18 protein-coding genes and 3 pseudogenes are annotated in these 26,672 nt (G+C 69.9%); 8 read left to right on the top strand and 13 right to left on the bottom strand.

Annotated elements, in window-relative coordinates; all coding sequences use genetic code 11:
• Positions 1–35: 35 nt before the first annotated feature.
• The 7 genes and pseudogenes from gyrB to JGS22_RS27590 all read right to left on the bottom strand — a co-directional run.
• The gene (gene gyrB / locus JGS22_RS09300; protein ID WP_211041722.1) at positions 36–2,114 is read right to left on the bottom strand and encodes a DNA topoisomerase (ATP-hydrolyzing) subunit B; all 2,079 of its coding nucleotides are present in this window, start codon (positions 2,112–2,114) and stop codon (positions 36–38) included.
• A 316-nt stretch (positions 2,115–2,430) separates the two neighbouring features.
• Positions 2,431–2,940 (bottom strand): DciA family protein, encoded by a 510-nt coding sequence (locus JGS22_RS09295; RefSeq protein ID WP_308405587.1) that lies wholly within the window; start codon positions 2,938–2,940, stop codon positions 2,431–2,433.
• A 200-nt stretch (positions 2,941–3,140) separates the two neighbouring features.
• A complete protein-coding gene (gene recF, locus JGS22_RS09290) occupies positions 3,141–4,295 on the bottom strand; it encodes a DNA replication/repair protein RecF (RefSeq protein ID WP_211041720.1) in 1,155 nt (384 codons plus the stop codon).
• Positions 4,296–4,438: 143 nt separating this feature from the next.
• A complete protein-coding gene (gnd, locus tag JGS22_RS09285; RefSeq protein ID WP_211041732.1) occupies positions 4,439–5,317 on the bottom strand; it encodes a phosphogluconate dehydrogenase (NAD(+)-dependent, decarboxylating) in 879 nt (292 codons plus the stop codon).
• A gap of 171 nt (positions 5,318–5,488) precedes the next feature.
• The gene (gene dnaN, locus JGS22_RS09280) at positions 5,489–6,619 is read right to left on the bottom strand and encodes a DNA polymerase III subunit beta (RefSeq protein ID WP_211041719.1); all 1,131 of its coding nucleotides are present in this window, start codon (positions 6,617–6,619) and stop codon (positions 5,489–5,491) included.
• A gap of 1,413 nt (positions 6,620–8,032) precedes the next feature.
• A pseudogene (dnaA, locus tag JGS22_RS09275) lies at positions 8,033–9,580 on the bottom strand (chromosomal replication initiator protein DnaA); the annotation flags it as partial.
• 344 nt (positions 9,581–9,924) lie between these two features.
• Positions 9,925–10,189: pseudogene (locus JGS22_RS27590) on the bottom strand (chromosomal replication initiator protein DnaA); the annotation flags it as partial.
• Between the two features lie 652 nt (positions 10,190–10,841).
• Between JGS22_RS27590 and rpmH the strand changes: the two are divergent.
• The 8 genes and pseudogenes from rpmH to JGS22_RS09235 all read left to right on the top strand — a co-directional run bounded on the left by rpmH (position 10,842) and on the right by JGS22_RS09235 (position 16,492).
• Positions 10,842–10,979 (top strand): 50S ribosomal protein L34, encoded by a 138-nt coding sequence (gene rpmH / locus JGS22_RS09270; RefSeq protein WP_211041706.1) that lies wholly within the window; start codon positions 10,842–10,844, stop codon positions 10,977–10,979.
• Between the two features lie 23 nt (positions 10,980–11,002).
• Positions 11,003–11,371, top strand: coding sequence for a ribonuclease P protein component (gene rnpA, locus JGS22_RS09265; RefSeq protein WP_211041707.1), 369 nt, complete (start codon positions 11,003–11,005; stop codon positions 11,369–11,371).
• Positions 11,368–11,613 (top strand): annotated as a pseudogene (yidD, locus tag JGS22_RS09260) (membrane protein insertion efficiency factor YidD); the annotation flags it as partial. The gene rnpA and the pseudogene yidD, both read left to right, overlap by 4 nt.
• A gap of 45 nt (positions 11,614–11,658) precedes the next feature.
• Positions 11,659–12,708, top strand: a complete 1,050-nt coding sequence (gene yidC, locus JGS22_RS09255) for a membrane protein insertase YidC (RefSeq protein ID WP_211041709.1) — start codon at positions 11,659–11,661, stop codon at positions 12,706–12,708.
• 11 nt (positions 12,709–12,719) lie between these two features.
• The gene (locus JGS22_RS09250) at positions 12,720–13,223 is read left to right on the top strand and encodes a Jag family protein (protein WP_211041710.1); all 504 of its coding nucleotides are present in this window, start codon (positions 12,720–12,722) and stop codon (positions 13,221–13,223) included.
• Complete coding sequence (gene rsmG / locus JGS22_RS09245) at positions 13,220–13,963, top strand: 16S rRNA (guanine(527)-N(7))-methyltransferase RsmG (protein WP_211041711.1); 744 nt, start codon at positions 13,220–13,222, stop codon at positions 13,961–13,963. The genes JGS22_RS09250 and rsmG overlap by 4 nt, the downstream gene beginning before the upstream one ends.
• 325 nt (positions 13,964–14,288) lie before the next feature.
• The gene (locus JGS22_RS09240) at positions 14,289–15,338 is read left to right on the top strand and encodes an AAA family ATPase (RefSeq protein ID WP_308405586.1); all 1,050 of its coding nucleotides are present in this window, start codon (positions 14,289–14,291) and stop codon (positions 15,336–15,338) included.
• Positions 15,335–16,492 carry a ParB/RepB/Spo0J family partition protein gene (locus tag JGS22_RS09235; protein WP_211041712.1) on the top strand — a complete coding sequence of 386 codons (1,158 nt, stop codon included), beginning with the start codon at positions 15,335–15,337 and terminating at the stop codon, positions 16,490–16,492. The genes JGS22_RS09240 and JGS22_RS09235 overlap by 4 nt, the downstream gene beginning before the upstream one ends.
• Positions 16,493–16,765: 273 nt before the next feature.
• On the opposite strand, the gene trxB is transcribed toward JGS22_RS09235, so the two are convergent.
• From trxB to JGS22_RS09205, 6 genes are all read right to left on the bottom strand, one after another.
• Complete coding sequence (gene trxB / locus JGS22_RS09230) at positions 16,766–17,749, bottom strand: thioredoxin-disulfide reductase (RefSeq protein WP_211041713.1); 984 nt, start codon at positions 17,747–17,749, stop codon at positions 16,766–16,768.
• 177 nt (positions 17,750–17,926) lie between these two features.
• The gene (locus JGS22_RS09225; protein WP_211041714.1) at positions 17,927–18,967 is read right to left on the bottom strand and encodes an RsmA family anti-sigma factor; all 1,041 of its coding nucleotides are present in this window, start codon (positions 18,965–18,967) and stop codon (positions 17,927–17,929) included.
• Positions 18,964–19,737, bottom strand: a complete 774-nt coding sequence (gene sigM / locus JGS22_RS09220) for an RNA polymerase sigma factor SigM (protein WP_211041715.1) — start codon at positions 19,735–19,737, stop codon at positions 18,964–18,966. Before sigM ends, JGS22_RS09225 begins: the two co-directional genes overlap by 4 nt.
• 13 nt (positions 19,738–19,750) lie before the next feature.
• Positions 19,751–21,529: a protein kinase family protein gene (locus JGS22_RS09215; protein ID WP_211041716.1), complete on the bottom strand. Its 1,779-nt coding sequence runs from the start codon at positions 21,527–21,529 to the stop codon at positions 19,751–19,753.
• Positions 21,530–21,825: 296 nt separating this feature from the next.
• Entirely contained in the window at positions 21,826–23,946 is a 2,121-nt protein-coding gene (gene murJ / locus JGS22_RS09210; RefSeq protein WP_308405585.1) for a murein biosynthesis integral membrane protein MurJ, read from the bottom strand.
• Between the two features lie 49 nt (positions 23,947–23,995).
• Positions 23,996–26,590 carry a DUF6049 family protein gene (locus tag JGS22_RS09205; RefSeq protein ID WP_372454213.1) on the bottom strand — a complete coding sequence of 865 codons (2,595 nt, stop codon included), beginning with the start codon at positions 26,588–26,590 and terminating at the stop codon, positions 23,996–23,998.
• Positions 26,591–26,672 lie beyond the last annotated feature (82 nt).

The raw sequence follows: 26,672 nt of genomic DNA, 5'->3' as shown, positions 1-26,672 counted from the left end.
TCAAGTTCCTTTTCTGGATGCGGCTTCGGGCCGACTCAGATGTCGAGGAAGCGGACGTCCTTGGCGTTGCGCTGGATGAAGTTGCGCCGCGACTCGACGTCCTCGCCCATGAGGATGGAGAACAGGTCGTCGGCCGCTGCCGCGTCGTCGATGGTCACCTGGCGCAGCACCCGGGACTCGATGTCCATCGTGGTGATGCGCAGCTCCTCGGCGTTCATCTCGCCCAGGCCCTTGAAGCGCTGGACGGAGTCGTGCTTGATCCGCTTGCCCTGCGAGCGGCCGAGCGTGATCAGCTGGTCCCGCTCGCGGTCGGAGTAGGCGTACTGGTGGTCGTCGCGGCCCCACTTGACCTTGTAGAGCGGCGGCTGGGACAGGAAGACGTGGCCGGCCTCCACCAGCGGACGCATGAAGCGGAACAGCAGCGTCAGCAGCAGGGTGTTGATGTGCTGGCCGTCGACGTCGGCGTCCGCCATCAAGATGATCTTGTGGTAGCGGAGCTTCTCGATGTCGAAGTCCTCGTGGATGCCCGTGCCGAAGGCCGAGATCAGCGCCTGGACCTCGGTGTTCTGCAGGACCTTGTCGATCCGCGCCTTCTCGACGTTGAGGATCTTGCCGCGGATCGGCAGGATCGCTTGCCACTGCGGGTCCCGGCCGGACTTGGCCGAACCGCCGGCCGAGTCGCCCTCGACGATGAAGATCTCGCACCGCGACGCGTCGTTGGACTGGCAGTCCGAGAGCTTGCCGGGCAGCGAGGCCGTCTCCAACAGGCCCTTGCGCCGCGTCAGATCACGCGCCTTGCGCGCCGCCACGCGGGCCGTCGCCGCCTGGATGCTCTTGCGGATGATGTCCGCGGCCTCGACCGGGTTGCGGTCGAACCAGTCGTTCAGATGCTCGTGCACGACCTTCTGCACGAAGGTCTTCGCCTCGGTGTTGCCGAGCTTGGTCTTGGTCTGGCCCTCGAACTGCGGCTCGCCGAGCTTGACCGAGATGATCGCGGTCAGCCCCTCGCGGATGTCCTCGCCCGTGAGGTTGTCGTCCTTCTCGCGCAGCAGCTTCTTGTCCCGCGCGTAGCGGTTGACCAGACCGGTGAGCGCCGCCCGGAAGCCCTCCTCGTGCGTGCCGCCCTCGTGGGTGTGGATGGTGTTCGCGAAGCTGTAGACACCCTCGGTGAACTGGGTGTTCCACTGCATCGCGATCTCCACCGAGAGCATCCGCTCGGTGTCCTCGGCCTCGATGTCGACGATCGAGGGGTGCACCGGCTCGCCCTTGCGGGAGTTGAGGTGGCGCACGAAGTCGGAGATACCGCCTTCGTAGTGGTACGTGACCGTGCGCGCCTTGTCGTCGTCCGCGGAGTCCGTGGTGTCGGCGCCCGAGGTCTGCTTCGCCGACTCGCGCTCGTCGGTCAGCGAGATGGTCAGGCCCTTGTTGAGGAACGCCATCTCCTGGAGCCGCCGCGAGAGCGTCTCGAAGGAGTACTCGGTCGTCTCGAAGATGTCGCCGTCCGCCCAGAACGTCACGGACGTCCCGGTCTCCACGGTGGCCTCGTTCTTCTGCAACGGCGCGGTCGGGACGCCCAGTTCGTAGTCCTGGGTCCAGCGGTGGCCGTCCGTCCTGACCTCGACGGCGACCCGCTTGGACAGGGCGTTGACCACGGAGACGCCGACACCGTGCAGACCGCCGGAGACGGCGTACCCGCCACCGCCGAACTTGCCGCCCGCGTGCAGGACGGTCAGCACGACCTCCACCGCGGGCTTGCCCTCGGAGGGAACGATGCCCACCGGGATGCCGCGGCCGTTGTCGATGACGCGCACGCCGCCGTCGGCCATGAGTGTCACGTCGATGGTGTCCGCGTGGCCGGCCATCGCCTCGTCCACGGCGTTGTCCACGACCTCCTGCACCAGGTGGTGCAGGCCGCGCTCGCCGGTGGACCCGATGTACATGCCGGGCCGCTTGCGTACCGCGTCCAGGCCCTCCAGGACGGTGATCGCGCTCGCGTCGTACGACGCCTCCCCCGCGGCCACGGGAACTGCGTCCCCCGGCACGGAGTCGGCGGACGACGGATTCTCGTTGGGGTTGCCGGAATCGGCCACGAAGCGCCCTTTCTGGCACAGCACAAGCCGGACTCCCGGCTCCGGGAGCGGCTGCGTCGTTCGACTGGGTCCGCGAGCTCGCGGATACGAGTCAGTCTACCGCTACCGAAGGAGTGAATGGGGGTTTGAGGCCGCCTGAGTCCGCACGTGCCGCCCTGAACCTCCTTCCGCCGACTCCCCATATGGGGACCAGGGGCCGGGGACGCTCACACCGGCACTCAGCGCTTCTCACCGACAACGACTCGTCACTGTGTGCGCAATCACCCTGCACACCGCTTTGACCTGCACAGACGGCACGGTCACAGCGCCGTAGGGTCGGCCGGCCGAGGCGGCCCGCCGCTCACCAGCCGTCGGCATCCCGACGCGAGGTGCCAGGCACCCGCAGCGACCCGTACCGACGCGGCCCGCCGCCGGGCGGCAGCACCTTGATGGCGCGCACCGTGCCCCGCCCCAGCTCCTGGTTCAAGCGGCGTACGAGATCCGGGGCCATATGGCGCAGCTGCGTGGCCCACGCCGCCTCGTCGCAGCGCACCGCCAGCACCCGACTCTCCTCGTCGTACTTGTCGGGCTGCCAGTGCTCCGCGTTCTTCTCCCCAACGATCTCCGCCCAGCGCCCGGCGACCCCACCGACCGCCATCGGCATCTCCCAGCCGCGCTCGGCCTTCAGCCGCTCCAGCGCCACCCCGAGCGGCAGCGGATCCCGGCCGTCCCTGCGCGCTCCCGAGCGCGGTCCGCCGCCCTCGCGCACCTGGCGCCGCTGCCGGGCGTCCGCGCCGCGCTCCTTCGCCCGCTCCCGGGCCGCCTGGAGCGCCACCCGGGCGAGGTCGAGCCCCGAGTGGCGGGGCGCCACCGGCGTGCTCTGCCGCCCGCCGTCCGAGGGCCCGTCCGCACCACCGTCGGAAGCGCCGCCGTCGGACGGGCTGCTTCCGTCCGCACTGCTCCCGGACGTGCCTCCGGACGGACTCGGCGCACTGCCTCCGGACGGCCCGTCGGCCGGCCCCGGCCCTCGGCCCGACGCAGCCGCGCCCGGCCGCGGCTCCCGCTCGGTGCTCACGCCGGCGTCACTTCCCCGCCGGCGACCGCGTACCGGGCGCCCGCCAGGGCCCCGGGCACGTCCTCGGCGACCGCCGCCGTCACCAGCACCTGCTCACCGGGCGCCACCAGCTCTGCCAGGCGGTCCCGCCGGCGGCTGTCCAGCTCGGCGAAGACGTCGTCCAGCACCAGGACCGGCTCGTTCCCCTCCGCTCTCAGCAGGTCGTACGAGGCCAGCCGCAGCGCCAGCGCGTACGACCAGCACTCGCCGTGGCTCGCGTACCCCTTCGCGGGCAACTCGCCCAGCCGCAGCAGGAGTTCGTCGCGGTGCGGGCCGACCAGGGTCGTGCCGCGCTCGATCTCCTGCTTGCGCGCCGCCGCCAGCGCCTCCAGCAGCCAACGCGTCAGCTCGTCCCGGTCACTGCCGGGCTGTGCGCCACCGGGCAGTGCGGCCCCCGGCAGTTCACCGCCGGAACCGCGGTACGCCAGCCGTGCCGGGCCACCGCCCGGGGCCAGCTCCTCGTAAGCCTTGTCCACCAACGGCTCCAGCACATGCAGCAGTTGGAGCCGCTGGGCCAGCAACTCGGCGCCGGCGGCGGCCAGATGCTGGTCCCAGACGTCGAGGGTGGACAGGTCCATGGTGCGTCCGCCGTGCCGCCTGGCCATGGCCGCGGTCTTCAGCAGGGTGTTGCGCTGCTTGAGCACCCGGTCGTAGTCGGCCCGCACACCCGCCATGCGCGGGGAGCGGGCGGTCATCAGCTCGTCGAGGAAACGCCGCCGCTCACCGGGGTCGCCCTTGACCAGGCTGAGGTCCTCCGGCGCGAACAGCACGGTGCTCAGGATGCCCAGCACATCGCGGGGCTTGACCTGCGAAGAGCGGTTGATCCGGGCGCGGTTGGCCCGGCCCGGGTTGAGCTCCAGCTCGATCAGCTGGCGGCGTTCGCCCTGGACGACCGAGGCGCGCAGCACCGCGCGCTCCGCACCCTGGCGCACCAGCGGGGCGTCCGTCGACACCCGGTGGCTGCCCAGATGGGCCAGGTAGCCGACGGCCTCCACGAGGTTGGTCTTGCCCTGGCCGTTGGGCCCGACGAAAGCGGTGACGCCGGGGGAGAGCGCCACCTCGACGGCCGGATAGGAGCGGAAGTCGGCAAGCGAGAGGTGGGTGACGTGCATCGCCGTTCACCCACCTTCCACAGCCGGCGTCGGGAACGCTCCCGCCCGGCCTCTCACTGCCTGCTCTGATCGTCAACCTGCTTGATCCACAGGGCTGTTGACACTCTGTGGACAACGCGCGTCGGGCAACTGCCCGCCGTCGGCTACTTCTTGCCCTCCACCGCGTGGCCGCCGAACTGGTTGCGCAGCGCGGCGATCATCTTCATCTGCGGCGAATCGTCCTGGCGCGAGCCGAAGCGCGCGAACAGGGAGGCGGTGATGGCCGGCAGCGGCACCGCGTTGTCGATGGCGGCCTCCACCGTCCACCGGCCTTCGCCGGAGTCCTGGGCGAAGCCGCGCAGCTCGTGCAGGTGCTCGTCGTCGTCCAGCGCACGCACCGCGAGGTCGAGCAGCCAGGAGCGGATGACGGTGCCCTCCTGCCAGGACCGGAAGACCTCCCGCACATCGGTCACCGAGTCGACGGCCTCCAGCAGCTCCCAACCCTCCGCGAAGGCCTGCATCATGGCGTACTCGATGCCGTTGTGGACCATCTTCGCGAAGTGGCCCGCGCCGACCTTGCCGGCGTGCACCGCGCCGAACTCGCCCTCGGGCTTGAGCGCGTCGAAGACCGGCTGCACCTTGGCGACGTCCTCGGCCGCGCCGCCGTACATCAGCGCATAGCCGTTCTCCAGGCCCCAGACGCCGCCGGAGACGCCGCAGTCGACGAAACCGATGCCCTTGGCCGCCAGCTCCTGCGCGTGCTTCTCGTCGTCCGTCCAGCGGGAGTTGCCGCCGTCCACCACCACATCGCCGGGGGCCAGCAGCTCGCCGAGCTCGTCGATCGTCGACTGGGTCGCGGCGCCGGCCGGCACCATCACCCACACCACGCGCGGCCCGCTGAGCGAGTCCACCAGCTCCTTGAGGCTGTGGACGTCGGCGAGCGCCGCGTCGCGGTCGAATCCCACGACGGTGTGGCCTGCGCGGCGAATGCGCTCGCGCATGTTGCCGCCCATTTTGCCGAGACCGATGAGACCGAGCTCCATCAGCGGGCCTTTCTGAAGATCACCACGCACGGGATGCACCGCACGCGGGCGGGCGAGAACCGCACCGCCTGTGTACTGCCTGACGGAACGAGCCTACGCCCGCCCCCCGCTGCACGTCTGTGGGCTCCGCCGCTCATACGAACAGCGTGAAACCCCTGCTCGGACGGGCAGTCAGCCGCTCAACCTGACAGGCATGATCAGGTACTTGTACGTGTCGTCCGCCTCCGCGTCGACGGCCGGCTTGCCACCGAGCAGCGCGGGCTTGGTCGACGTGGTGAACGAGAGCTGCGCGACCGGCGACTCGATGGCCTTGAGGCCCTCCAGCAGGAAGCCGGGGTTGAAGGCGATCGAGATGTCGTCGCCGTCGAGCTGGGCGTCGACCCGCTCCACAGCCTGTGCGTCGTCGTTCGAGCCGGCCTCCAGAATCAGCACGCCCTGCTCGAAGCTGAGCCGCACCGGGGTGTTCCGCTCGGCGACCAGGGCTACACGCTTGACGGCCTCCTCGAAGGGGCCGGTCTCGATCACGGCCACCGAGTTGAACTCGGTCGGGAACAGCGTGCGGTACTTGGGCAGATCGCCCTCCAGCAGCCGTGTCGTCGTACGGCGGCCCGCGCCCTCGAAACCGATCAGGCCCTCGCCCGCGCCGGAGCCGGAGAGCGCCAGCGAGACGTGGTCGCCGCTGCTGAGCGCCTTGGCGGTCTCCAGCAGCGTCTTTGCCGGCACCAGGGCCACGGCGGAGGTGTCCGCCGACTCGGGCTTCCACAGGAACTCGCGGACGGCGAACCGGTAGCGGTCGGTGGAGGCCAGGGTGACGGTGTCGCCCTCGATCTCGATCCGCACGCCGGTGAGCACCGGCAGGGTGTCGTCACGGCCGGCGGCGATGGCCACCTGCTGGACGGCAGAGGCGAAGACCTCGCCCGGCACCGTCCCGGTCGCGATGGGCATCTCCGGCAGCGAGGGGTACTCCTCGACCGGAAGGGTGTGGAGCGTGAAGCGCGACGAGCCGCAGACGACGGTCACCCGTACACCGTCTGTGGAGATCTCCACCGGACGGTTCGGCAGGGCCCGGCAGATGTCGGCGAGCAGCTTGCCGGAGACCAGGACCGTGCCCTCGTCCTCGATCTCGGCCTCGACCGAAACCCGTGCCGAGACCTCGTAGTCGAAACCGGAGAGGCTCAGCGAGCCCTCCTCCGCCTTGAGCAGCAGTCCGGCGAGTACCGGGACCGGTGGGCGGGCAGGGAGGCTCTTGGCGGCCCATGCCACCGCCTCCGCCAGGACGTCTCGCTCTACCCGGATCTTCACCTTCAGCCGCCTCCTGCTGTTGCTGGTTGCCGGGGACCAGTCTGACGCACACCGCTGACACCTGTTGCTGCTCGGGGTCAAGTCATCGAGGCGGGAGCCGAGCCTGTCGAGCCCAAGTTGTGCACAGGACCTGCTTCAAACCGAATTCTGAGCTCTAACTATGTGGTCTCAGTAGTAGGTGCTGTGGAAACGGTGGAGAACTGCCTTTTCGCAGCTCAGAGGCGCTTTTTTATCCACGTCGCCTGTGGGCGGACCGGTGGATGAACAAGGGGTTTCTGTGGACAGCCGGAAGTTGTGCACATCTCGTACACAGGTGAGCGGCACTTGCCCACAGCTCCGTCCCCAGGATTACCCCGGTTCTCAACAGATCAATCTCGCGGTTCCGTGTGACGCGCTTCACTCGAACCAGTGAGAGGGCGAGTTGGGTTTCCGAACAGTGGACAGAGGTGTGGAGAAGCTGGGGACAACCGGCCCCGTCCTGTGGGCGAGCAGTGGACAACCGACTGCGGGCCCTGACGGGCTCTCAGGTTTCCCCAGGCTGTGGACAAGTTTGCTCCACAAATCCACAACCCTCCGACCTGCGATGACGCTACCTCAACTGCCTTGTATGTGGACGCAGTCTGGAAAACTGAGTACTCCCCAGGGTGTGGAAGTCCAACCCTGGGGGTTTCTGTGGATGACACCCCCTGTGAGCTGTGGATTCGAACACTTCGGAGACGCCGGACGAGGCCGTCGGACCTTCCGCTTGCTTGCTGCGGCTGGCGGATATGCGTGGAATAAGATGGTTTGCGAGTTCTGCGAACGGGCAGCATCGCGGCCCTTCAGCCCGGTTGGAGGTGCGCGTCGCGCATCAGGAGGTCGCGAGAAAGCTTCGCCGGGGCCCGTCGCGGAGCACGAGCGCTGCTGGGATCCGGCGCCGGATCCGCGTGCGGGGAGCCCTCGGCGGCACGAGCCGCACCCGCGAGCCGCACCGAGAGCCTCGCCGAGGGCCGGGGCGCAGGTGTCCCGGCCCGTGCGGTGGTTCCCGCCGCGAAGCCCTGCCCCGTCGGGCGTATGCACGACGGGGTGACACAGGGAGAGGAGCCGAGGAAGGGTGACGGGCGCCGGGCACGGCACAGGGCTGTGGCTGCCGTCCGGGGCGGGGTATGGCGGGGCAGGCACCAGTGGCGGCGCCACGGAAGAGCCCGGGCACGAGGCGGTGTCGCGGTGTCGCGCGCTGCCGGCGTGGGCCTCACTGGGCCTTCGGCGGGACCGCGCCGGGGAGGGAGTACGGCCACCGCCTCCCGAGCCGCTTCGACCGCCCGCCTACCGGGCGACGCCCCGACCGTCCGCCCACCGGCGTCCGCCCACCGGCGTCCGGCGGGGCCGGCCGCCGGTCCACCGAAGTCGCGGTGGCGCCCAAGTCGCAGGCGGTCAGCCGTTCTTGATGCGGTTGGTCAGCTCGGTGACCTGGTTGTAGATGGAGCGACGCTCCGCCATCAGGGCACGGATCTTGCGGTCCGCGTGCATCACGGTCGTGTGGTCCCGGCCGCCGAACTGCCCGCCGATCTTCGGCAGCGAGAGATCGGTCAGCTCCCGGCAGAGGTACATGGCGATCTGACGAGCCGTCACCAGCACTCGGCTGCGCGAGGATCCACAGAGGTCGTCCACGGTCAGGCCGAAGTAGTCGGCGGTGGCCGCCATGATCGCGGGAGCGGTGATCTCCGGGGTCGCGTCCTCGCCGCCGGGGATGAGGTCCTTGAGCACGATCTCGGTCAGCCCGAGGTCCACCGGCTGCCGGTTGAGGTTCGCGAACGCGGTCACCCGGATCAGGGCGCCCTCCAGCTCGCGAATGTTGCGGGAGATGCGCGAGGCGATGAACTCCAGCACCTCGGGCGGGGCGTTGAGCTGTTCCTGCACCGCCTTCTTGCGCAGGATCGCGATCCTGGTCTCCAGCTCGGGCGGCTGGACGTCGGTGATAAGGCCCCACTCGAAGCGGTTGCGCAGCCTGTCCTCCAGGGTGATCAGCTGCTTCGGCGGGCGGTCGCTGGAGAGGACGATCTGCTTGTTCGCGTTGTGCAGGGTGTTGAAGGTGTGGAAGAACTCCTCCTGTGTCGACTCCTTCTGTGCGAGGAACTGGATGTCGTCGACGAGCAGGATGTCCATGTCGCGGTACCGCTTGCGGAACGCGTCGGCCTTGCCGTCCCGGATCGAGTTGATGAACTCGTTGGTGAACTCCTCAGAGCTCACGTACCGCACCCGCGTACCGGGGTAGAGGCTGCGGGCGTAGTGGCCGATCGCGTGCAGCAGGTGTGTCTTGCCGAGCCCGGACTCGCCGTAGATGAAGAGCGGGTTGTACGCCTTGGCCGGTGCCTCGGCGACCGCGACGGCGGCGGCGTGCGCAAACCGGTTGGACGCCCCGATGACGAAGGTGTCGAAGAGGTACTTCGGGTTGAGCCGCGCGGTCGGCTCGCCGGGGCCGGTGGCCGGCGCCGGCTGTGCGGCGAGCGGACCGGGTGCGCCGCTGGGCGCGGGCAACTGCGGTGCCTCGTCGAAGCGTTGGGGGGAGAGACCGGGGCGGGTGCCGGGGTGCGTGCCCGGGTGCGGGTCGTAGCCGGTGTGGCCGATCGCGCCCCCGGTGCCGCCGGCGGGCGGACCCGGCCGCCCGGCCCCGGAGGCCCCACCCTGGTGGCCGGGGCCCGGCCGGTCGCCACCGGGGTGCGAGCGCTGGCCGGGCGGGCGGGCGTCGTAGCCCTCGTACCCGTCGTAGTTCTCGTACGTGCTCTCGTAGCCCTCGTACCCGCCGTACGAACCGTTGTCGTATCCGCCGGGTGCGTGCGTCTGGGGCGGGTGCCCGTAGGCCTCGCGCGGCTGCCAGGAGCTGCCGTCCCGGCGCGGCCACGCCCCGGGCTGGTGCTCGGGCCGGGGCTGCGGTCGCGGGGCGTGCGGGTAGTCCGGGTAGGCGGCACGCGCGGTGGGCAACTCCCGGTCCTCGTAGGTCTTCTGCTCTTCGTAGCCGCCCTGCTCGTAGCCGCTCTTCTCGTAGCCGGGCTGGGAGTCGTAGCGCTGCGGCTGCTCGTAGCCGTGCGGTTCCTCGTAGCGCTGGGAATCCTCGGGCCTGCGCCCTTCCTCGGCGCGGCCCGGATCGAAGCCCTGCTGTCGCGACTCGGGCGTGTGCCGGGCCTCCGCGGCGTGACGGGGTTCGGAGGCGTGGCGGCTGTCCGGGGAGTGCCGCGCCTCGGAGGTGTGCCGTGCTTCCGAGGTGTGCCGTGCTTCCGAGGGGTGCTGTGCGCGCGGCTCGGGAATCGGCGCGGGCGCGGGCAGCGGGTCGGTCACGGTGATCGCGAGCCGGATGGCCTGCTGGCACTCGCGGCTGAGCGCTTCGGTGATCATCGGCGCCAGACGTCCTTCGAGGACCCCCTTGGCGTACTCGTTGGGCACGCCGAGCAGAGCCGTACCGGAGACCAGGACCAGGGGCTGGCAATCCCGCAGCCACCGCTGGTCCTTGGCCTCGACGCCCTGCCCCTCGTCGAGGAGCTGGTCCAGCACACGCGGCCACACTGCGGCAAGATCGGCAGGCAGTTCAGCCACGGGGCACGCTTCTCTCAACTCGGGGGAGGACGCTTCTTCCCGGAGCCGCTGAGGGCCTCGCCGGGTCTCGTCGGGTTCTTGCTCTGGCTGTGTTCGGTGCCGTCGGGTCTCGTCCGGCTGGTCGGGTCTGTCACGGCGCGGGCCGCGCGCAGCTGTCCCGGCGTGACCCGTGGTGGCCCCGGGCGACGGGCCCGACTGTGCGGTCGGTGCTCGACGGAGGGCGGCCCACGGGACGGTCGGGAGCAGGGCGAAGTACGTCACGGTAGTGCGCCGGGCAGCGGCGCCTCAAGTCGTTGTCCACAGGGTGTGTGTAAAGGTGCCGTGCCGGCTCGCCCCTGCGGGTACGGGGTGTCGGCGCCTGACGTACGGTGTAGCCCTACTGCCGGACCGTCGGACGACGTCGGACAGTCCGGCGGGCGATGGGTGCGCTCGCGATCACCTGGCCGGGTTTGACCGGATGGAGTAGCCGCGCGTACCGTATCGAGGTCGAGTTGTCGATGGCTGCTGCCGCCTGCCTCCGATGGGCAACGATCCACTGGGATCCGAAGCGGTGCACTCGGGCGTTGCGAGCTACTCGTGGGCGCACGGTGACAGCCATTCGGCGCCCACATTCCGTCTCAACCGAGACGCACGTCTTTACTGGAGCCCCCGAGTGAGCAAGCGCACCTTCCAGCCGAACAACCGTCGTCGCGCGAAGACCCACGGCTTCCGGCTGCGCATGCGGACCCGTGCCGGCCGCGCGATCATCGCGTCGCGCCGTGGCAAGAATCGCGCCCGCCTGTCGGCCTGACAGCCTGACCCGCAGGTCATGACGTGCTGCCTACCGAGCACCGGCTGAGGCGGCGCGAGGACTTCGCGGTCGCAGTACGGCGAGGGCGCCGAGCCGGACGCCCGTCACTCGTCGTACATCTACGCAGCGGTAGAAACCCGCACGCGCCCGGGGACACGACTCCTCCCGCGCGTGCGGGTTTCGTCGTCAGCAAGGCCGTGGGGAACGCCGTTGTCCGCAACCGCGTCAAGCGTCGCCTCCGTCACCTGATACGCGACCGGCTGGCCTCGGTGCCCGCAGGTAGCCTGGTGGTGGTGCGGGCGTTGCCCGGCGCGGGAGAAGCGGACCACAGGCAACTGGCCCGGGATCTCGACGCTGCGTTGCAGCGGCTGCTTGGAGGGCCACCGTCGTGAAGTACCCGCTGCTGGGGTTGATCAAGCTCTACCAGTGGACCATCAGCCCGATGCTCGGGCCGGTCTGCCGGTACTACCCATCGTGTTCGCACTACGGGTACCAGTCGATCGACCGGCACGGAGCGGTGAAAGGGACGGCACTGACCGCCTGGCGCATCCTGCGCTGCAATCCGTGGTCGCCCGGCGGCGTCGACCACGTTCCTGCCCGGAAGCACCCGGTCTGGCATCAGCGGATTCGCAACCGCTGGCAGCATCGGACCCAGTCCAACGCCCAAGGAGCCTGATTCGTGGACACGATCCTCGGTCCTCTCTATATCGCAGTTTCCTGGATCATCGTCCAGTTCCACTCGCTGTTCAGCCTGGTCTTCCACGAAGACAGTGGTTGGGCCTGGGGACTGTCGATCGTGTTCCTGGTCGTCGTCATCCGTATCGCCCTGATCCCGCTCTTCGTGAAGCAGATCAAGGCGACGCGGAACATGCAGGCGATCCAGCCGAAGATGAAGGCGATCCAGGAGCGCTACAAGAGCGACAAGCAGCGCCAGTCCGAAGAGATGATGAAGCTGTACAAGGAGACGGGCACCAACCCGCTCTCCAGCTGTCTGCCAATTCTGGCGCAGTCGCCGTTCTTCATCGCGCTCTTCCAGGTGCTCAACAAGATCGCGCAGAACAAGGAAGTCGGCGTTCTCGACGCCGGCCAGGTCGAGAGTGCCCGTGAGGCCACCGTCTTCGGCGCTCCGATCGCCACGAAGTTCATGGACTCCGCGGACAAGCTCGCTGAGCTCGGCGCCTCGCTGACCGAGGTCCGCGTCGTCACGGTCATCATGATCGTGATGATGTCGCTGTCGCAGTTCTACACACAGCGGCAGATGATGACGAAGAACGTCGACCTCACGGTCAAGACGCCGTTCATGCAGCAGCAGAAGATCCTGATGTACGTCTTCCCTGTCATGTTCGCCGTCTTCGGCATCAACTTCCCCGTGGGTGTCCTCGTCTACTGGCTGACCACCAACGTCTGGACGCTCGGTCAGCAGATGTACGTCCTCAAGCGCAACCCCACCCCTGGCTCGATCGCCTACAAGCAGCGCCAGGAGAAGCTGATCGCCAAGGGGAAGATCAAGGTCGACCCGGCCGAGGTCGAGGCCAAGGAAGCCGCCGAGCGCGCCCGGGCCACTCGTACGCAGCCCAAGCGCCAGTCGAAGTCGCAGCGTGACTCCACCGTCTCGATGAGCAAGCCGGAAGAGAAGAAGCCCGCCCAGAGCAAGACCCACCAGGGCAAGGCGCAGGGCAAGCGCCCGAATCACGGCAAGAAGAAGCAGTCCGCGAAGAGCAAGAAGTGAGGAGTCCATCGGTGACCGACACCACCGAGGCCGCTGAGGGCACCGACACCCTGACCCGACTCGAGCAGGAGGGTGAGATCGCGGCTGACTATCTGGAGGGTCTGCTCGACATCGCAGACCTGGACGGCGATATCGACATGGACGTCGAGGGCGAGCGGGCGCTGGTCTCCATCATCAGCGACGCCCACACCCGCGACCTCCAGAAGCTCGTGGGCCACGACGGCGAGGTGCTGGAGGCGCTCCAGGAGCTGACCCGTCTCGCGGTCCACCGGGAGACCGGTGACCGCAGCCGGCTGATGCTGGACATCGCCGGCCACCGTGCGCGCAAGCGCGAGGAGCTCACCGAGCTGGGCACCAAGGCGGTCGAAGAGGCGAAGTCCGCGGGCGAGCCCGTCAAGCTCAGGCCGATGACCCCCTTCGAGCGCAAGGTGGTGCACGACGCGGTCGCGGCCGAGGGCCTGCGGAGCGAGTCCGAGGGCGAGGAGCCGAACCGCTGTGTGGTCGTCCTTCCGTGACGGAGCAGAGCGGAACGCCGCGACTTCAGGAGCTGCCTGCCGCTCCTGAAGTCGCGCGCGAGTTCTTCGGTGAGTCCTTCGGCGAGGCACAGCGTTACGGCGAGCTCCTTGCCGAGGCGGGCGTCAAGCGCGGTCTCATCGGACCCCGTGAGGTCCCGCGGCTGTGGGAGCGCCATCTGCTCAACTGCGCGGTGCTCTCCGAAGTGGTGCCGGAAGGCGTCACGGTCTGCGATGTCGGCTCGGGCGCCGGACTGCCGGGCATCCCACTGGCGTTGGTGCGTCCGGACCTTCAGATCACGCTGCTGGAGCCGCTGCTGCGTCGTACGACCTTTCTGCGGGAGGTCGTCGAGTTGCTGGGCCTGGACCATGTGACGGTCGCGCGCGGCCGGGCGGAGGAAGTGCTCGGCTCGCTGGAGCCGGTGCATGTCGTCACCGCCCGCGCGGTGGCGCCGCTGGACCGGCTGGCCGGCTGGGGCGTACCGCTGCTGCGCCCGTACGGCGAGATGCTGGCGATCAAGGGTGACACCGCGGAGGAGGAACTGCTGGGCGCCCGCGCGGCGTTGCAGAAGCTCGGCGTGGTGGAGACCTCCATCGTGCAGGTCGGCGACGGTGTGGTGGACCCGCTCTCCACGGTCGTACGAGCCGAGGTGGGCGAGAGCCCCGGTGGCGTCCGTTTCGCCGCGAAGCGCGCCAGGGCCGCCCGGGTCGGACGTGCCACCCGTCGACGTCGTACCCGCTGACACCTCACCCGCTGACCCCGGGCCGTCGAGTCCGGCGCGGGGTTCGGGGGTGTCGGAGCCGGCGCGCTGAGCCGTATGGTGAGGGGCTTGTGCTCCAAGCCACCGTCGTGGCGGTGCGGTGCGGAGTGTCGCTGCGTACGTTGTGCGGCCCAGGTGCATCGTGTTTCACGTGAAACGTCGCTCTCTGCTTCAGGGAATCATCAGTCGTGGTCGTGCGGCTGCCGCTCCTCGCGACCGTAAGCACAACCAGAGCCCCGCTGCTCCGTCGACAACGGATAGGTTGTCCACAGGTAAGCGGGGCTCTGTGGTTCAGAACCCCGAAGGCATGGCAGGCTTTGAGACTGTCAACGCGCCTTGCGAGGAGAGTGAACCGTTGCGGTCCGACGCCAACTTTGCGGGACCGATGGCCGAGCCGGTCCCCGGTCCCCGTTCCGAACTGGCGGATGTTTCACGTGAAACTCGGGAAACGCCGCCTCCGATGGACGACGCCCCCGTCGGTCGTGCCGCGCAGCAGGCTGTCGAGGCGATGACCCGCGCTGCCGGCGAGGGTCTTCCCAGACCCGAGGAGACGCGGGTCATGGTCGTCGCCAACCAGAAGGGTGGCGTCGGCAAGACCACTTCGACCGTGAACCTGGCGGCTTCGCTCGCTCTGCACGGCGCGCGTGTGCTGGTCGTCGACCTCGACCCGCAGGGCAACGCCTCGACGGCTCTGGGTATCGACCACCACTCCGATGTGCCCTCGATCTACGACGTGTTGGTCGACAGCAGGCCCCTCTCCGAGGTGGTTCAGCCGGTCAAGGACGTCGAGGGTCTGTTCTGTGCCCCGGCGACCATCGATCTGGCGGGCGCCGAGATCGAGTTGGTCTCCCTGGTCGCACGAGAGAGCCGCCTCCAGCGTGCGCTCAGCGCGTACGAACAGCCCCTGGACTACGTGCTCATCGACTGCCCGCCGTCGCTCGGCCTGCTGACGGTCAACGCCTTGGTGGCGGGTGCGGAGGTCGTCATCCCGATCCAGTGCGAGTACTACGCGCTGGAAGGACTCGGGCAGCTGCTGCGGAACGTCGACCTGGTGAAGGGCCACCTCAATCCGACGCTCCACATCTCGACCATTCTGCTCACCATGTACGACGGTCGGACCCGGCTGGCGTCGCAGGTGGCAGAGGAGGTCCGCAGCCACTTCAGCAACGAGGTGCTGCGGACCAACATCCCCCGTTCGGTACGGATTTCCGAGGCGCCCAGCTACGGCCAGACCGTTCTGACGTACGACCCGGGTTCCAGTGGTGCGCTCTCGTACCTGGAGGCCGCGCGGGAGATCGCTCTGCGGGGAGCTCACCCGCACCAGGAACAGCACAGCACGGTGGAGGGCAAGCAGTGAGTGATCGACGGAGAGGGTTGGGCCGCGGGCTCGGCGCGCTGATCCCTGCCGCTCCCAAGACGGATGACTCCGCCGGAGGGCAGACCGGCGTCAGGGGCGGCAACACGGCGGCAGGTGTGCTCGGTTCGGACCGTGGCGTGGCTGCGGCGAAGGTGGTCGCAGGCAAGGGCGGCGCTGCGGGCGGTGGCTCGGCCAAGTCCGGCGGCCGGGCGGAGGAGGCCACCACCACCGGCGAGCGCGGGACAGGCGGTACGGTGCCGGCGCAGAACGACGGCGACTCGGGCGCGGCGTCCGACGCGGTGGCGGGCGCCTACTTCGCCGAGGTGCCGATCGACGCGATCAGCCCCAACCCGCGTCAGCCGCGGGAGGTCTTCGACGAGGACGCGCTGGCGGAGCTGGTGACCTCCATCCAGGAGGTCGGTCTTCTCCAGCCGGTCGTGCTCCGCCGGCTGGGCGGTGACTCCTACGAGCTCATCATGGGTGAGCGACGTTGGCGGGCCTGCCGCGAGGCGGGGCTGGAGAAGATCCCCGCGATCGTACGGGCGACCGAGGACGACAAGCTCCTCCTGGACGCCCTGCTGGAGAATCTGCACCGGGCACAGCTCAACCCGCTCGAGGAGGCCGCGGCCTACGACCAGCTGCTGAAGGACTTCAGCTGTACGCACGACCAGTTGGCGGACCGCATCGGGCGTTCGCGTCCGCAGGTCTCCAACACGCTCCGCCTGCTGCGGCTTTCGCCGCCGGTGCAGCGCAGGGTCGCGGCGGGTGTGCTCTCGGCCGGCCACGCTCGGGCGCTGCTCTCCGTGGACGACGCGGAGGAGCAGGATCGGCTGGCTCACCGCATCGTCGCCGAAGGGCTCTCGGTGCGCGCGGTCGAGGAGATCGTGACCCTGATGGGTTCGGAGAGTGCCAGGAAGCGTCCGCGGAAGCCGCGGGCGGGAAAGCGCATCTCGCCTTCGCTGGACCAGCTCGCGGGTCGGCTGTCCGACCGCTACGAGACGCGGGTGAAGGTCGATCTGGGTCAGAAGAAGGGAAAGATCGTCGTCGAGTTCGCCTCGATGGAGGATCTGGAGCGCATCCTGACGCAGATGGCGCCCGGCGAGGGGAAGGTCCTCGACCAACTCCCCGGGCCCGAGAGCGAGGACGAAGAGTAGGAACGGTTCTCGGAGAAGCGTTCTGAGCGAAGTGCACGAGCGCCGTGCGGAGGTGATCCGCGCGGCGCTCGTCTGTACGGAGGCCGCCTGTGTGGCGGTGTGTGCCTGGTTGGAGGCCGCTCAGCCTCGTTGCCTGGCGCGAACCCCTGCCGGGGCGCGCTGCGTGCGGGACGGGCGGGACGCGGCGACTACGGCGAACGGGCTGCCGCGTGGCGCGGCAGCCCGTTTCACGTGAAACGCGAGGAGCGATGATCAGCGAGAACGCGTCGTCCCTCAGATCGCGGCGGCGGCCTGCTCGGGCTCCGCTGCCTCGGCGATGCCGTCAGTGAGCGCGGCGAGAAAGCGCTCAGCGTCGAGTGCGGCGGAGCAGCCGGTGCCAGCCGCGGTGATCGCCTGGCGGTAGGTGTGGTCGACGACGTCACCGGCGGCGAAGACGCCCGGGATGTTCGTACGGGTGGAGGGGCTGTCGACGGTGAGGTAGCCCTCCTCGTCGAGCGCGAGCACATCCTTGAACAGCTCGGTGCGCGGGTCGTGGCCGATGGCGACGAAGAGGCCCGACACCGCGAGCTCCTTGGTCTCGCCGGTCTTGGTGTCGGCGAGCGTCAGAGAGGAGAGCTTCCCGTCCGCCGAGTGGATCTCCTTGACCTCGCTGTCCCAGGCGAAGGAGATCTTCGGGTCGGCGAACGCCCGCTCCTGCATGGCCTTCGAGGCGCGCAGGGTGTCCCGGCGGTGTACCACGGTGACGGACTTGGCGAAGCGGGAGAGGAAGGTGGCTTCCTCCATGGCGGTGTCACCGCCACCGATGACGGCGATGTCCTGCTCACGGAAGAAGAAGCCGTCACAGGTGGCGCAGTAGGACACGCCGCGACCGGAGAGCTCGTCCTCGTTGGGCAGGTTGAGCTTGCGGTGCTGCGAGCCGGTGGTGATGATCACCGTCTTCGCGCGGTGGACGGTGCCCTCGGAGTCGGTGACCGTCTTGATCTCGCCGGTCAGATCCACCGCGGTGACGTCGTCCGGCACCAGCTCGGCACCGAAACGCTCGGACTGGGCACGCATCTGGTCCATCAGCTCGGGGCCCATGATCCCGTCTTGGAAACCGGGGAAGTTCTCCACCTCGGTGGTGTTCATCAGGGCGCCGCCAGCGGTGACCGAGCCCTCGAAGACCAGCGGCTCGAGCGAGGCGCGTGCGGTGTAGAGCGCAGCGGTGTAGCCCGCGGGCCCGGAGCCGATGATGATCACGTTACGGACGTCGCTCACGGGGGGTCATCCTTGTCTGCCGAGGTTTCCTGCATCTGCCGGGCGGTGCCTTCACTCCACCCAACGCGATCCTACGGGGCGCGCATTCCCGCTCGACGACGCCTCATGCCGAGTCCCACCCGCCGGCGAGCCCGGCGAGTGGGTACAGCCCGGTTTCAAGTGGGTACAAGCCCGGTTTCAGGGGCGGTCGACAGTCCGCTCGGCGAGTACCTTGCCGGGCCCGCCGTCGGCGGCGTCGGTGCAGTCGGCGCCCACGACGTAGGCGTCCACCTGACGCTGCTCGCCCGCATGCGGCAGGACGACGACGTAGGACTCCACGCCCTCGTACGTCTCGCGGCTGACGGCGAGCGGTGTCTCGGTGCGGTCGATGGCCTTGCTGACGCATTCGGGCACCTCGGCCGCGGTCTCCGCGCCGAAGGGGCTGGCGCTGGAATCCTCCTGACGGCTCGGCTGCCCGGGGTTCCTGCTGCCCTCGGCGGACGGCGGTTGTTCCCGGGAGGTGTCCTGGGGCGAGGCGTCCAGCAGCTCTCGCACCTGGGCGGCGAGGTCGGCCGCGGCGATGCCGCGCTCGCCGTCCTTCGTGGTGTCGCTCTGAGCGATGCCCGCGCTGTCGTCGTTGTCCTGCATGAGCAGCGGAACCATCAGTCCGCCGACGACGAGCGCTGCGCAGGCTGCTGCGGAGGTCAGGATCAGCCGACGGCGACGGGAGGAACGCCCCGGACCGGCGCTTGCGCCGCTGCGTGACGGTGGCCGACGGGAAGCGCCGCCGGCGCGGCGCTCGCGCAGGGGAGCGGGCTTGCCTGTTTCACGTGAAACAGGCGCTGCCGCATCAGACTCCGCAGAACCAGTCTCAGCAGAGCCGGGATCCACCGCAGGATCCGCTGCCGCCGTACGGCCGACGGCGGTTCTGCCCGGTGCGGAAGAGGCGGTGGCCGCCGACTCGGCGCGGGCCTCCGCGTTCAGCAGCGCTTCGGCGGCCAGCGCCGCGTCGATGCGCCCGGCCACGTCCTCCGGCATCCGGACCGGCCCCGGCAACGTACCGAGTGCCGAACGGATCTCCTCCAGCGACTCCCGCACATCTGCGCAGAGCGTGCAGGAGGCGAGGTGTGCGGTGACGTCGGCGGAACGGTCGGGCGGCAGCAATCCTTCGCCCAGAGCGGAGATATCGGCGACCTCAGGGTGCTCGTCAGCTCCGGACGTCGGGAAAGGCTCGGTCATGAGGGTGCACCTCCGTCCTTCACTGCTCCGGCTCCTTCGCCCTGTCCTGCCGGTGGGACGGATGTCCCCCGCGTCCGGTTCCGTTCCCGTTCCTTCACCGTGGGGGCTCTGGTGGAGCCGCGGCCGGTGGCGCCCGGCGGGCTGCTCCCCCGGTCCTCGGGGTCGCTGCCGGGACGCAGATGTCTGACGAGCGGGAGCAGCCGGGCTCTGCCGCGGGCGCACCGGCTCTTGACCGTGCCCGGTGGGATGTCGAGCATCTGGGCGGCCTCGGCGACCGGGTAGCCCTGCATGTCCACCAGGACCAGGGCTGCGCGCTGGTCGGTCGGCAACTCGTCGAGCGCTGCGACCACTTGGCGTTGGAGATCGGCCCGCTCCGCCGGTACGGCCGCAGACTCCTGCGGTTCGAGCAGCTGATCCAGCTTCTCCGTGTCGTCGGTCAGGGACATCCGGCGCGAGGCCGCCTTGCGTGCGCGGTCGATGCACGCGTTGACGGTGATGCGGTGCAACCAGGTCGTCACCGCGGACCTGCCCTGGAAGGTGCGCGCCGACCGGTACGCCGAGACCAGCGCGTCCTGCACGGCGTCCGCGGCCTCCTCACGGTCGCCGAGCGTCCGCAGCGCCACGGCCCACAGCCGGTCGCGGTGGCGGCGTACGAGCTCGCCGAAGGCGTCGGGGTCGCCGTCGACATGACGGGTCAGAAGCTCGGCGTCGGTGGCCTCGGCAGGGGCGGACGGGCCGGGTGACTGCCTGGCGGGATCGTGATCGGTCATGGTGGGGCAGATCCTAGGACCCCTTCACCACCACATGCGAGATCCCCTGCTTGTATCCGGCTGAACTGAAGCCGTCGCTGCCCGAGTGCGGCATCGCCGTCAGCCACACCAGCACGTAGCGGGACTCCACCGGCTTCTTGAGCTTCACCGCGGCCGAGGCACCGGTCGTCCTCGCGGCGCCGATCCGGGGCAGCGACCCCGGACCGCTCGACGGGGCGAGGGAATCGGGGGCGTAGAGCGCGATCTCGGTGTGCTCGCCGCTGTTGCGCAGGTTGAGGGAGACCGAGGAGATCTTCTTCGCCTTGCCGAGGTCGTAGACGATGCCGACGCCGTCCTTGTACGGGGCGGTGGCCGGGCCGTCCTGGAAGCTCTTGGTGTTCCAGTGGGTCTTGGGGTCGCCGTCGTAGCTGAGCGCCACCTTGTCGGCGGCCTGCGGGCGGCCGTCGGGGTAGTACTCACGGGCGTCCTGGATCGTCAGCCTGCTGCCGGCGGCCTGCTGCTTCGGCTTGTCGTCGGAGCCGGAGTCGTCGGCGTCCTGCTCGCCGCCGCTGGGCCCGCCGCCGTTCATCAGCGCGTCCGCCACCTGCCAACTGCCCAGGCCGAGCGCGGCGATGAGTAGCGCCGAGACACCCCACTTGAGCGCCTTGCCGGTGCGTCCGGGCAGGGTGGGGGCGGGCGCGGCGACGACAGGCTCGCGAGGAGCTGCCGCCGCTGCCGGCTTGTTCGAGTAGGCGCCCCGGGCGTACGGCGGGTACTCCCGGCGCTGGTAGGCGGCGGGGAACTCCGGCTCGGGCGCCTTGATGCGGGGCAGCTCGGTCAGCGCGGTGACAAGCTCCTGCGGCGTGGTGCAGGGCGGGTCCTGGCTGGCGGCGGTCGCGCCCTTGTTGACCAGCGCTCGCATGGCGACGTCGGACAGGCCGCGGTGCACTCCGGCGCGGACCTGGTCGGGCGGGAGGGTGCCGCCTGCGAGGCCGCCGACGCCGGTGAGCCCGTAGGCGTCCCGCTCGTAGGGCCAGCGTTGGGTCAGCGCGGCGTAGAGCAGGGCGCCGATCGCCTCGGTGTCCACCCGCTCGGGGCGGTCGTCGGTGATGCCGCGCAGAGCTGCGTTCACCGCGAGACCGCGGATGCGGTACTGGCCGGAGCCGGTGCGCAGCACGGCGCCCGGGGTCAGGCGCAGATGGGCGAGCCCCTCGCGGTGCGCCGAGGCCATGGCCTGGCCGACCTGGTGGGCGAGCTGGTACGCGTCGTACGGCTCCAGCGGCCCGGCCGCGAGCACCTCGGTGAGCGGCACCGCGTCGGGCAGCCATTCGTGGACGACGTAGACCATGTCGCCCTCCTCCACCGCGTCCAGCACCTGGACGAAGCGGGGGTCGCCGAGCAGCGCGGAGGAGCGGGCCGCGTCGAGCACGGCACGCGCTCTGCTGTGCCCCGAGGGCAGCAGGTGGACGCCCACCGCGCGCCGGAGCTTCTCGTCCACGGCACGCCAGCTGCTGAAGCCGTCGAGCCTGGTGGTGCACTCCTCCAGGCGGTACCGGCGGGCGAGCTTGTGACCGCTGTGCAGCTCGCTCGGAGCGCCTTTGGTACCTGCGGGGGTGCGATGCGGCTTTCTGCCGTCGGCCGTGGCCTTCTCCTCGGATCCGTCGGAGTCCTCGGACCTCTCGGTCGTCGTCGAGGCCTTTTCGGGCCTCGACGCACTCTTCGGTTCCTTCGGCGCGCTCGCCGGGGGCGAAGTCTCCTCGCTCCCGGCGGTCGCGCTCGCCACGTCAACGGCAGCTGTGTTTCGTTCCGCCACCGTCGCTCCTGCCTCCCCATCCGCTTGCTGCCGTCGTCGGTGCACCTCGGTCGTCGGCGCACATCGCGCGACTACCCGACACCGGGCGGCAGATTCGGCCTTTCGGCTCCGCCGCCCTGTGACCTTGGTGACCTTTCCCGCGTGGCAGTGCGGGAGAGGTCGCTGTCTCCTTGACGGATCGACAGCGCCATCGGATCCCCTGGCGGCTGAACTTCAGCCGTGAGCGGAACCCGGCCAAGACAATTGTGCCTGTAGTCCTCGACATGCACGACACATGGCCCCGGTGAAGGGTTGTATCAGCGCCCGAGCTTGGCGCGAACCATCCCCACCATCGCGGTCATCTCCTGCACACGCAGCCGCTTGGCGGCGAGTACGAAGACCACGGCGAGCACCACCGACCCGGCCAGCAGCGAGGCCGCGCCGCCCAGGAAGCCGCTGCCGACGGCGCCCAGAACGAAGTACGCGGTGGCTCCGGAGAGCGCGGCGGCCGGCACGCTGGCCAGCGCAAGACGGGTGTAGGTCCGGATGATCGGTCCCGATTCCGGGGTGGCGTTCTCCTTGCGGCTCAGGCGGCGCCAGGCGATGAGCACGCCGACCGCGTAGGCCACGCCGTAGAAGCCGGCCATGCCGACGACCGCCCAGCGGCTGGGCAGCACGATGTAGCAGAGGCCGGCGCCGGCGGCGTTTCCGGCGGCGACGATGACGGTGTTGTAGAACGGCGTGCGGGTGTCCTCGAAGGCGTAGAAGGCCCGTAGCACGACGTACTGCACGGAGAACGGAATCAGGCCGACTCCGAAGGCCATCAGGATGAAGCCCATGGACGCCGCGGCGGTCGTTCCCGCCGAGAAGAAGAGCACCATGCACATCGGCACACCGAGTGCGACGAAACCGAACGAGATGGGGACGATGGCGACCGCGGAGGTGCGCAGCCCGTGCGAGAGGTCGTCGCGCACGGCGCCGAGGTCGCCGTCGTGTGCGGAGCGGGAGAGCCGCGGCAACAGCGCTGCCATGACCGAGACCGTGATGATGGCCTGCGGCATCTGCCAGATCAGCAGGGCGTTGTTGTAGCCCATGATGCCCGCGCCCGCGTTGCCCGCCTCGGCGGCGTCCGCGCCGGCCGAGGTGGCGAGCTGCGAGATGACCACCAGGCCCGCCTGGTTGGCGAGGACGAAGAGGATCGTCCACTTGGCGAGCTTCGCGGCCTTGCCGAGGCCGTGGCCGCGCCAGTCGAAGCGCGGGCGGAAGTTGAAGCCGGCGGCGCGCAGGTAGGGGATCATCGCCAGGGCCTGCACGACGAGGCCGAGCAGCGTGCCGATGCCCAGCAGCCGTACGCCTTCCTCGCTGATCGTGGTGACGCCGAGCTCCGAACTGCTCTGCGTTCCGTACACCCAGATGAAGGCGCCGAAGGTGGCGATGATGACGATGTTGTTGAGGACGGGGGTCCACATCATCGCGCCGAATCGACCGCGGGCGTTGAGGATCTGGCCCATGACGACGTGCACGCCCATGAAGAAGATCGTCGGCAGGCAGTAGCGGGCGAAGGTGATCGCGACGTTGCTGGCGTCGTCGTTGCCCGCGATGGGCACCGAGAGCATCTTGATCAGCAGCGGGGCGATGAGCACGGCGATGCCGACCAGCGCGGCGAGCGCCACCATCACGAGGGTGAGCAGCCGGTTCGCGTAGGCGACTCCGCCGTCGTCGTCGTTCTTCATCGCCCGGACGAGCTGGGGCACGAAGACGGAGTTGAGGCCGCCGCCGATCGACAGCATGTAGATCATCGTCGGCAGCATGTACGCGATCGTGTACGTGTCGCCGAGCATCGCGGCGCCGAGCGCGGCGGTGATGACCACGGTGCGCAGGAAGCCGGTGAGGCGGGAGACGAGCGTGCCGGCGGCCATGATCGCGCTGGACTTCAGCAGCCCGCCGCCGCCTCCGCCCGACTTCTGGGCGGCTGCGGACTTCTGGGCGGCTGCGGACTGGGGGGGGGCTGCGGCCGGAGCGTGCTGAGCGGCCGGCGGGGCTGCGTTCTGGTCGCGGAACAGGTGCGCGAAGGCGTCGTCGTTGGGCAGCGCCCGGGGAACTTCGTCACCGGGCTGCTGCCCGGAGCGATCCCGGTCGCTGTCCTGGGCGTGCGCGAGGAGGTCGTCGACCCCCGTGTACTGGGCGCGCGGGCGCCGGCCGTCGTCGCCGTACGGGCGGTCGTGGGGCTCGAGTGCGGGGGGAGCAGCCCACAACTGCGGGTCGTACGCGCCGTGCGGGCCCTGGCCCGTGCCGGGGTGCGCCTGTGGGGAGTGCCCCGGTGACTGCTGCCCCAGGAGCGGGTCGCGCCGGAAGGCGTCGCGCAGATACGGGTCAGGGGCAGCGCCCTCATCGGCGCCCGGGTCCTGGCCTGGCTCCCGGTCGTACGGCACGTTCACTGGTACCCCACCTCGTCGTCCGCGGGCTTCTGCCGGCCCCACACCTCGCTCAACGGTCCACCTTCTCACCTGCGCCGGGTGAGTCGGGGTTTTCCGGCCCGGTGTCCGTGTCCGGCGTACCGGCGTCGGACGTTGCGCTGGGCGCGTCCGAGGGGTTCTCGGAGGAGGTGTCCGGGTCGGGCTGGTCCGACGTACCGGACGTACCGGCGGCGTGCGCTCCGGTGCCGGTGCCGCTGCCGGAGTCTGTGCCGGTGCCGGTCGGCTCGGGTGCGGGCTCGGGTGCGGGCTCGGGGCGCTGGTCGGCGTCGGCGCCCGGTACGAGCGGGGCGTCCGGGTCGGGTGCCGGGCCCTGCCGGCGGCGCTGGGTGTACATCCGTACCCCCGCGAGCACGACCAGCAGGACGCCGCCCGCGATCACCAGCAGCACTGTGGAGGTGATCTCGGTGACGTCGACCTGGAAGCGCATCGGCGGACCGTAGGGCTTGTTGTCCTTGGTGTAGAGCCTGGCCTCCAGCAGCGTGCGTCCGTTCGCCCTGGCGGAGGTCTCGAACTTCAGCGACTGGCTGTGGCCGCCCTCCACGACGACCTGCTGCCGCTCCTCCTCGATCTCCAGGCCGATGCGGCGCTGGGAGGTGAGCCGCAGCTCCAGCCCGTCGACCGGCTGGATGAGGTTGTTCTGCACGGTGACCGGAATGGTCGCGCTGCGGCCGGACAGCGTCATCCGGGACTTCTGCACCAGCCGTACCTGGCGGGTCAGTTCGGACAGATAGGCCTGGACGGACTCGCGGTAGGCGGCGGCCTCGTTCTCCCGGCCGCGCCAGGAGGTGGAGAGCTCGCGGCGCAGCGCGTTGCCGAAGGGCGTGACGACCCGGTCGTCCTGGCTGAGGATGACAGTGAAGTCGTCGAGGGTGCTCTGGGTGCGCTGCAGCTGCTTGAACGCGTTGGTGTCCAGCTCCTGTCGCCGCAGCCGCCCCGGGTAGGCGCCCGTGTTCGGTACGCTCTTGGCGGCCTTCGGGTCGGGCTTCGCCTTCGAGGCCTCCCCGAGCTCGGTGAAGTCGCTCCAGCCGGCGTCCTCCAGCGCCTCCACCGCTGCCGCCATGGCGCGTGCCTGGCTGCCGGAGGGCATGCGCTGCGGTGCGACGACGAGGTTCCGGGTGCCGGCGGCGTTCTGCTCGGAGAGCGCCAGACTCTGGGCGACGAACTGCTGAACCGCCGAGGTGGCCTTCTCCGCGCTCGTCATGTCGTCGCGGAACATCCTGGAGAGCCGGGCGTCGGCCGACACCGCCGTCACGCCGCCGCCGATCGGACGGGCGGCGCTCGGGGTGTAGGACAGCCCGTCCGTCTCCCGGAGGCTGTCGCTGCGGGTCAGGATGGAGCGTGCGCCGCCCGAGGTGGCGACCGAGACGACCGACGGGTCGATGGCGCCCTCGATCGGCCAGGCGAAGTCGGTGTTCGGCGTGGTGTGCAGGATCGTCTCGACGGTCTTGCGCGCTCCGTCGGTCGCCGGGCGCAGATGTCCCAGGGTGCCGCTGACCTTCTTGCCGTGGTGGGCCAGCGCGGCGAGGTCGGGGTCGCCGAACGGCAGCGCCACGACCTCCTTGTCCTCGACGGCCTCCTGGAGGTCGTTCAGCCAGCGCCTGGCGTCCGCGTTGGACCTGGTCTCGCCGGAGACGACGCCTTCGGGCGTCTCGACCTTGTACGGCTTGGTCATCGCGTCGACCGAGGCCAGCAGATCGGGGTCGACGACCCAGCTCACCGGCAGGTTCTTGCCGAGCGCGACCAGCTGCTCCAGCCGGCCGCCGGGTGCGATCTCCTTCGCCAGCCGGTCGTCACGGAAGACGGGCGTCTGGCGCCGGTCGGACTCGGTGCGGGCGGTGAGGTGCGAACCGGAGATCAAAGGCCAGACGAAGGTCATGTCCGTCTCGCTGCCCGAGCCGCCGTACTGCGGCAGGAAGGTGCGGGAGACCCCGAGGACGTGCTCGTACGGTTCCGCCCGGCTCTGGCCGGTGAGCGTCACGCTGAGCTGGTGGACCCCGTCGTCGCCGATCCCCAGACGTTCGACGGGCACGCGCAGACTGAACGACCGGGTCTGACCGGGGCGGAGGTCGTCGACCTCGACGGTGGTGCCCTTGCCGGAGACGCGGGTGCCCTCCTGGCCCGGTTGGAAGCCCGTCCGCTTGCCCGCCTGCTCGATCGCGCTGCGCGAGGCGAGGCGTTGGCCGGAGTAGAGGACGATCTCGCCGTCCGAGAGCGCGGTGCGGCTGCGGTTGGTCGCAGTGCCGCTCAGAGTGAGCGTGCCGTCGGCGTCGGGTACGGCGGGGCTCACGGTGTTCAGCGTGACCTCGGCGCTGCGTGAGCCGGTGCCGTTCTGCGGGCGGTGCGGTGCGCCCGGACGGCTCTGCGCGGCGGGGTGCACCGTGGCCTGCTGTGCGGTCGGCTGAGTGCCTGCCTGCCGGGCGGCGCCCTGTGCGGCAGGCAGGGGCGTGCCGGGTGCGGAACGGTGGGCGTCGGCGTGTGCGGCAGTCACCGCGCCGGGAGTGCTGAGAATCAGCGGTACCAGCACGCACAGGGTCGTCGTACGACGTGATCGGCTCCTGCGGGCAGACGCGCCAGAGGTACCGTGCTTGTTTGCCGCTTCGGCCACGCGCTGGTCCGTCCTGTGTCGATGCGCTGGTGCTGGTGATGGTCTTGCGCACTGCAGATGCTAACGATTGCCGCAGGCCGCG

It is taken from the genome of Streptomyces tardus, from assembly GCF_018101125.2.
In the GTDB taxonomy this organism is placed as follows: domain Bacteria; phylum Actinomycetota; class Actinomycetes; order Streptomycetales; family Streptomycetaceae; genus Streptomyces; species Streptomyces tardus.
The sequence above is the reverse complement of the archived record's forward strand: the minus strand, read 5'-3'. Positions and strand labels throughout refer to the sequence as shown.

Coding starts and splice junctions, on each gene's coding strand:
- sigM (WP_211041715.1), bottom strand. CDS start 19,737: ATGACCGATCACGATCCCGCCAGGCAGTCACCCGGCCCGTCCGCCCCT.
- JGS22_RS09225 (WP_211041714.1), bottom strand. CDS start 18,967: ATGACCGAGCCTTTCCCGACGTCCGGAGCTGACGAGCACCCTGAGGTC.
- recF (WP_211041720.1), bottom strand. CDS start 4,295: ATGCACGTCACCCACCTCTCGCTTGCCGACTTCCGCTCCTATCCGGCC.
- gnd (WP_211041732.1), bottom strand. CDS start 5,317: ATGGAGCTCGGTCTCATCGGTCTCGGCAAAATGGGCGGCAACATGCGC.
- JGS22_RS09240 (WP_308405586.1), top strand. CDS start 14,289: ATGGCAGGCTTTGAGACTGTCAACGCGCCTTGCGAGGAGAGTGAACCG.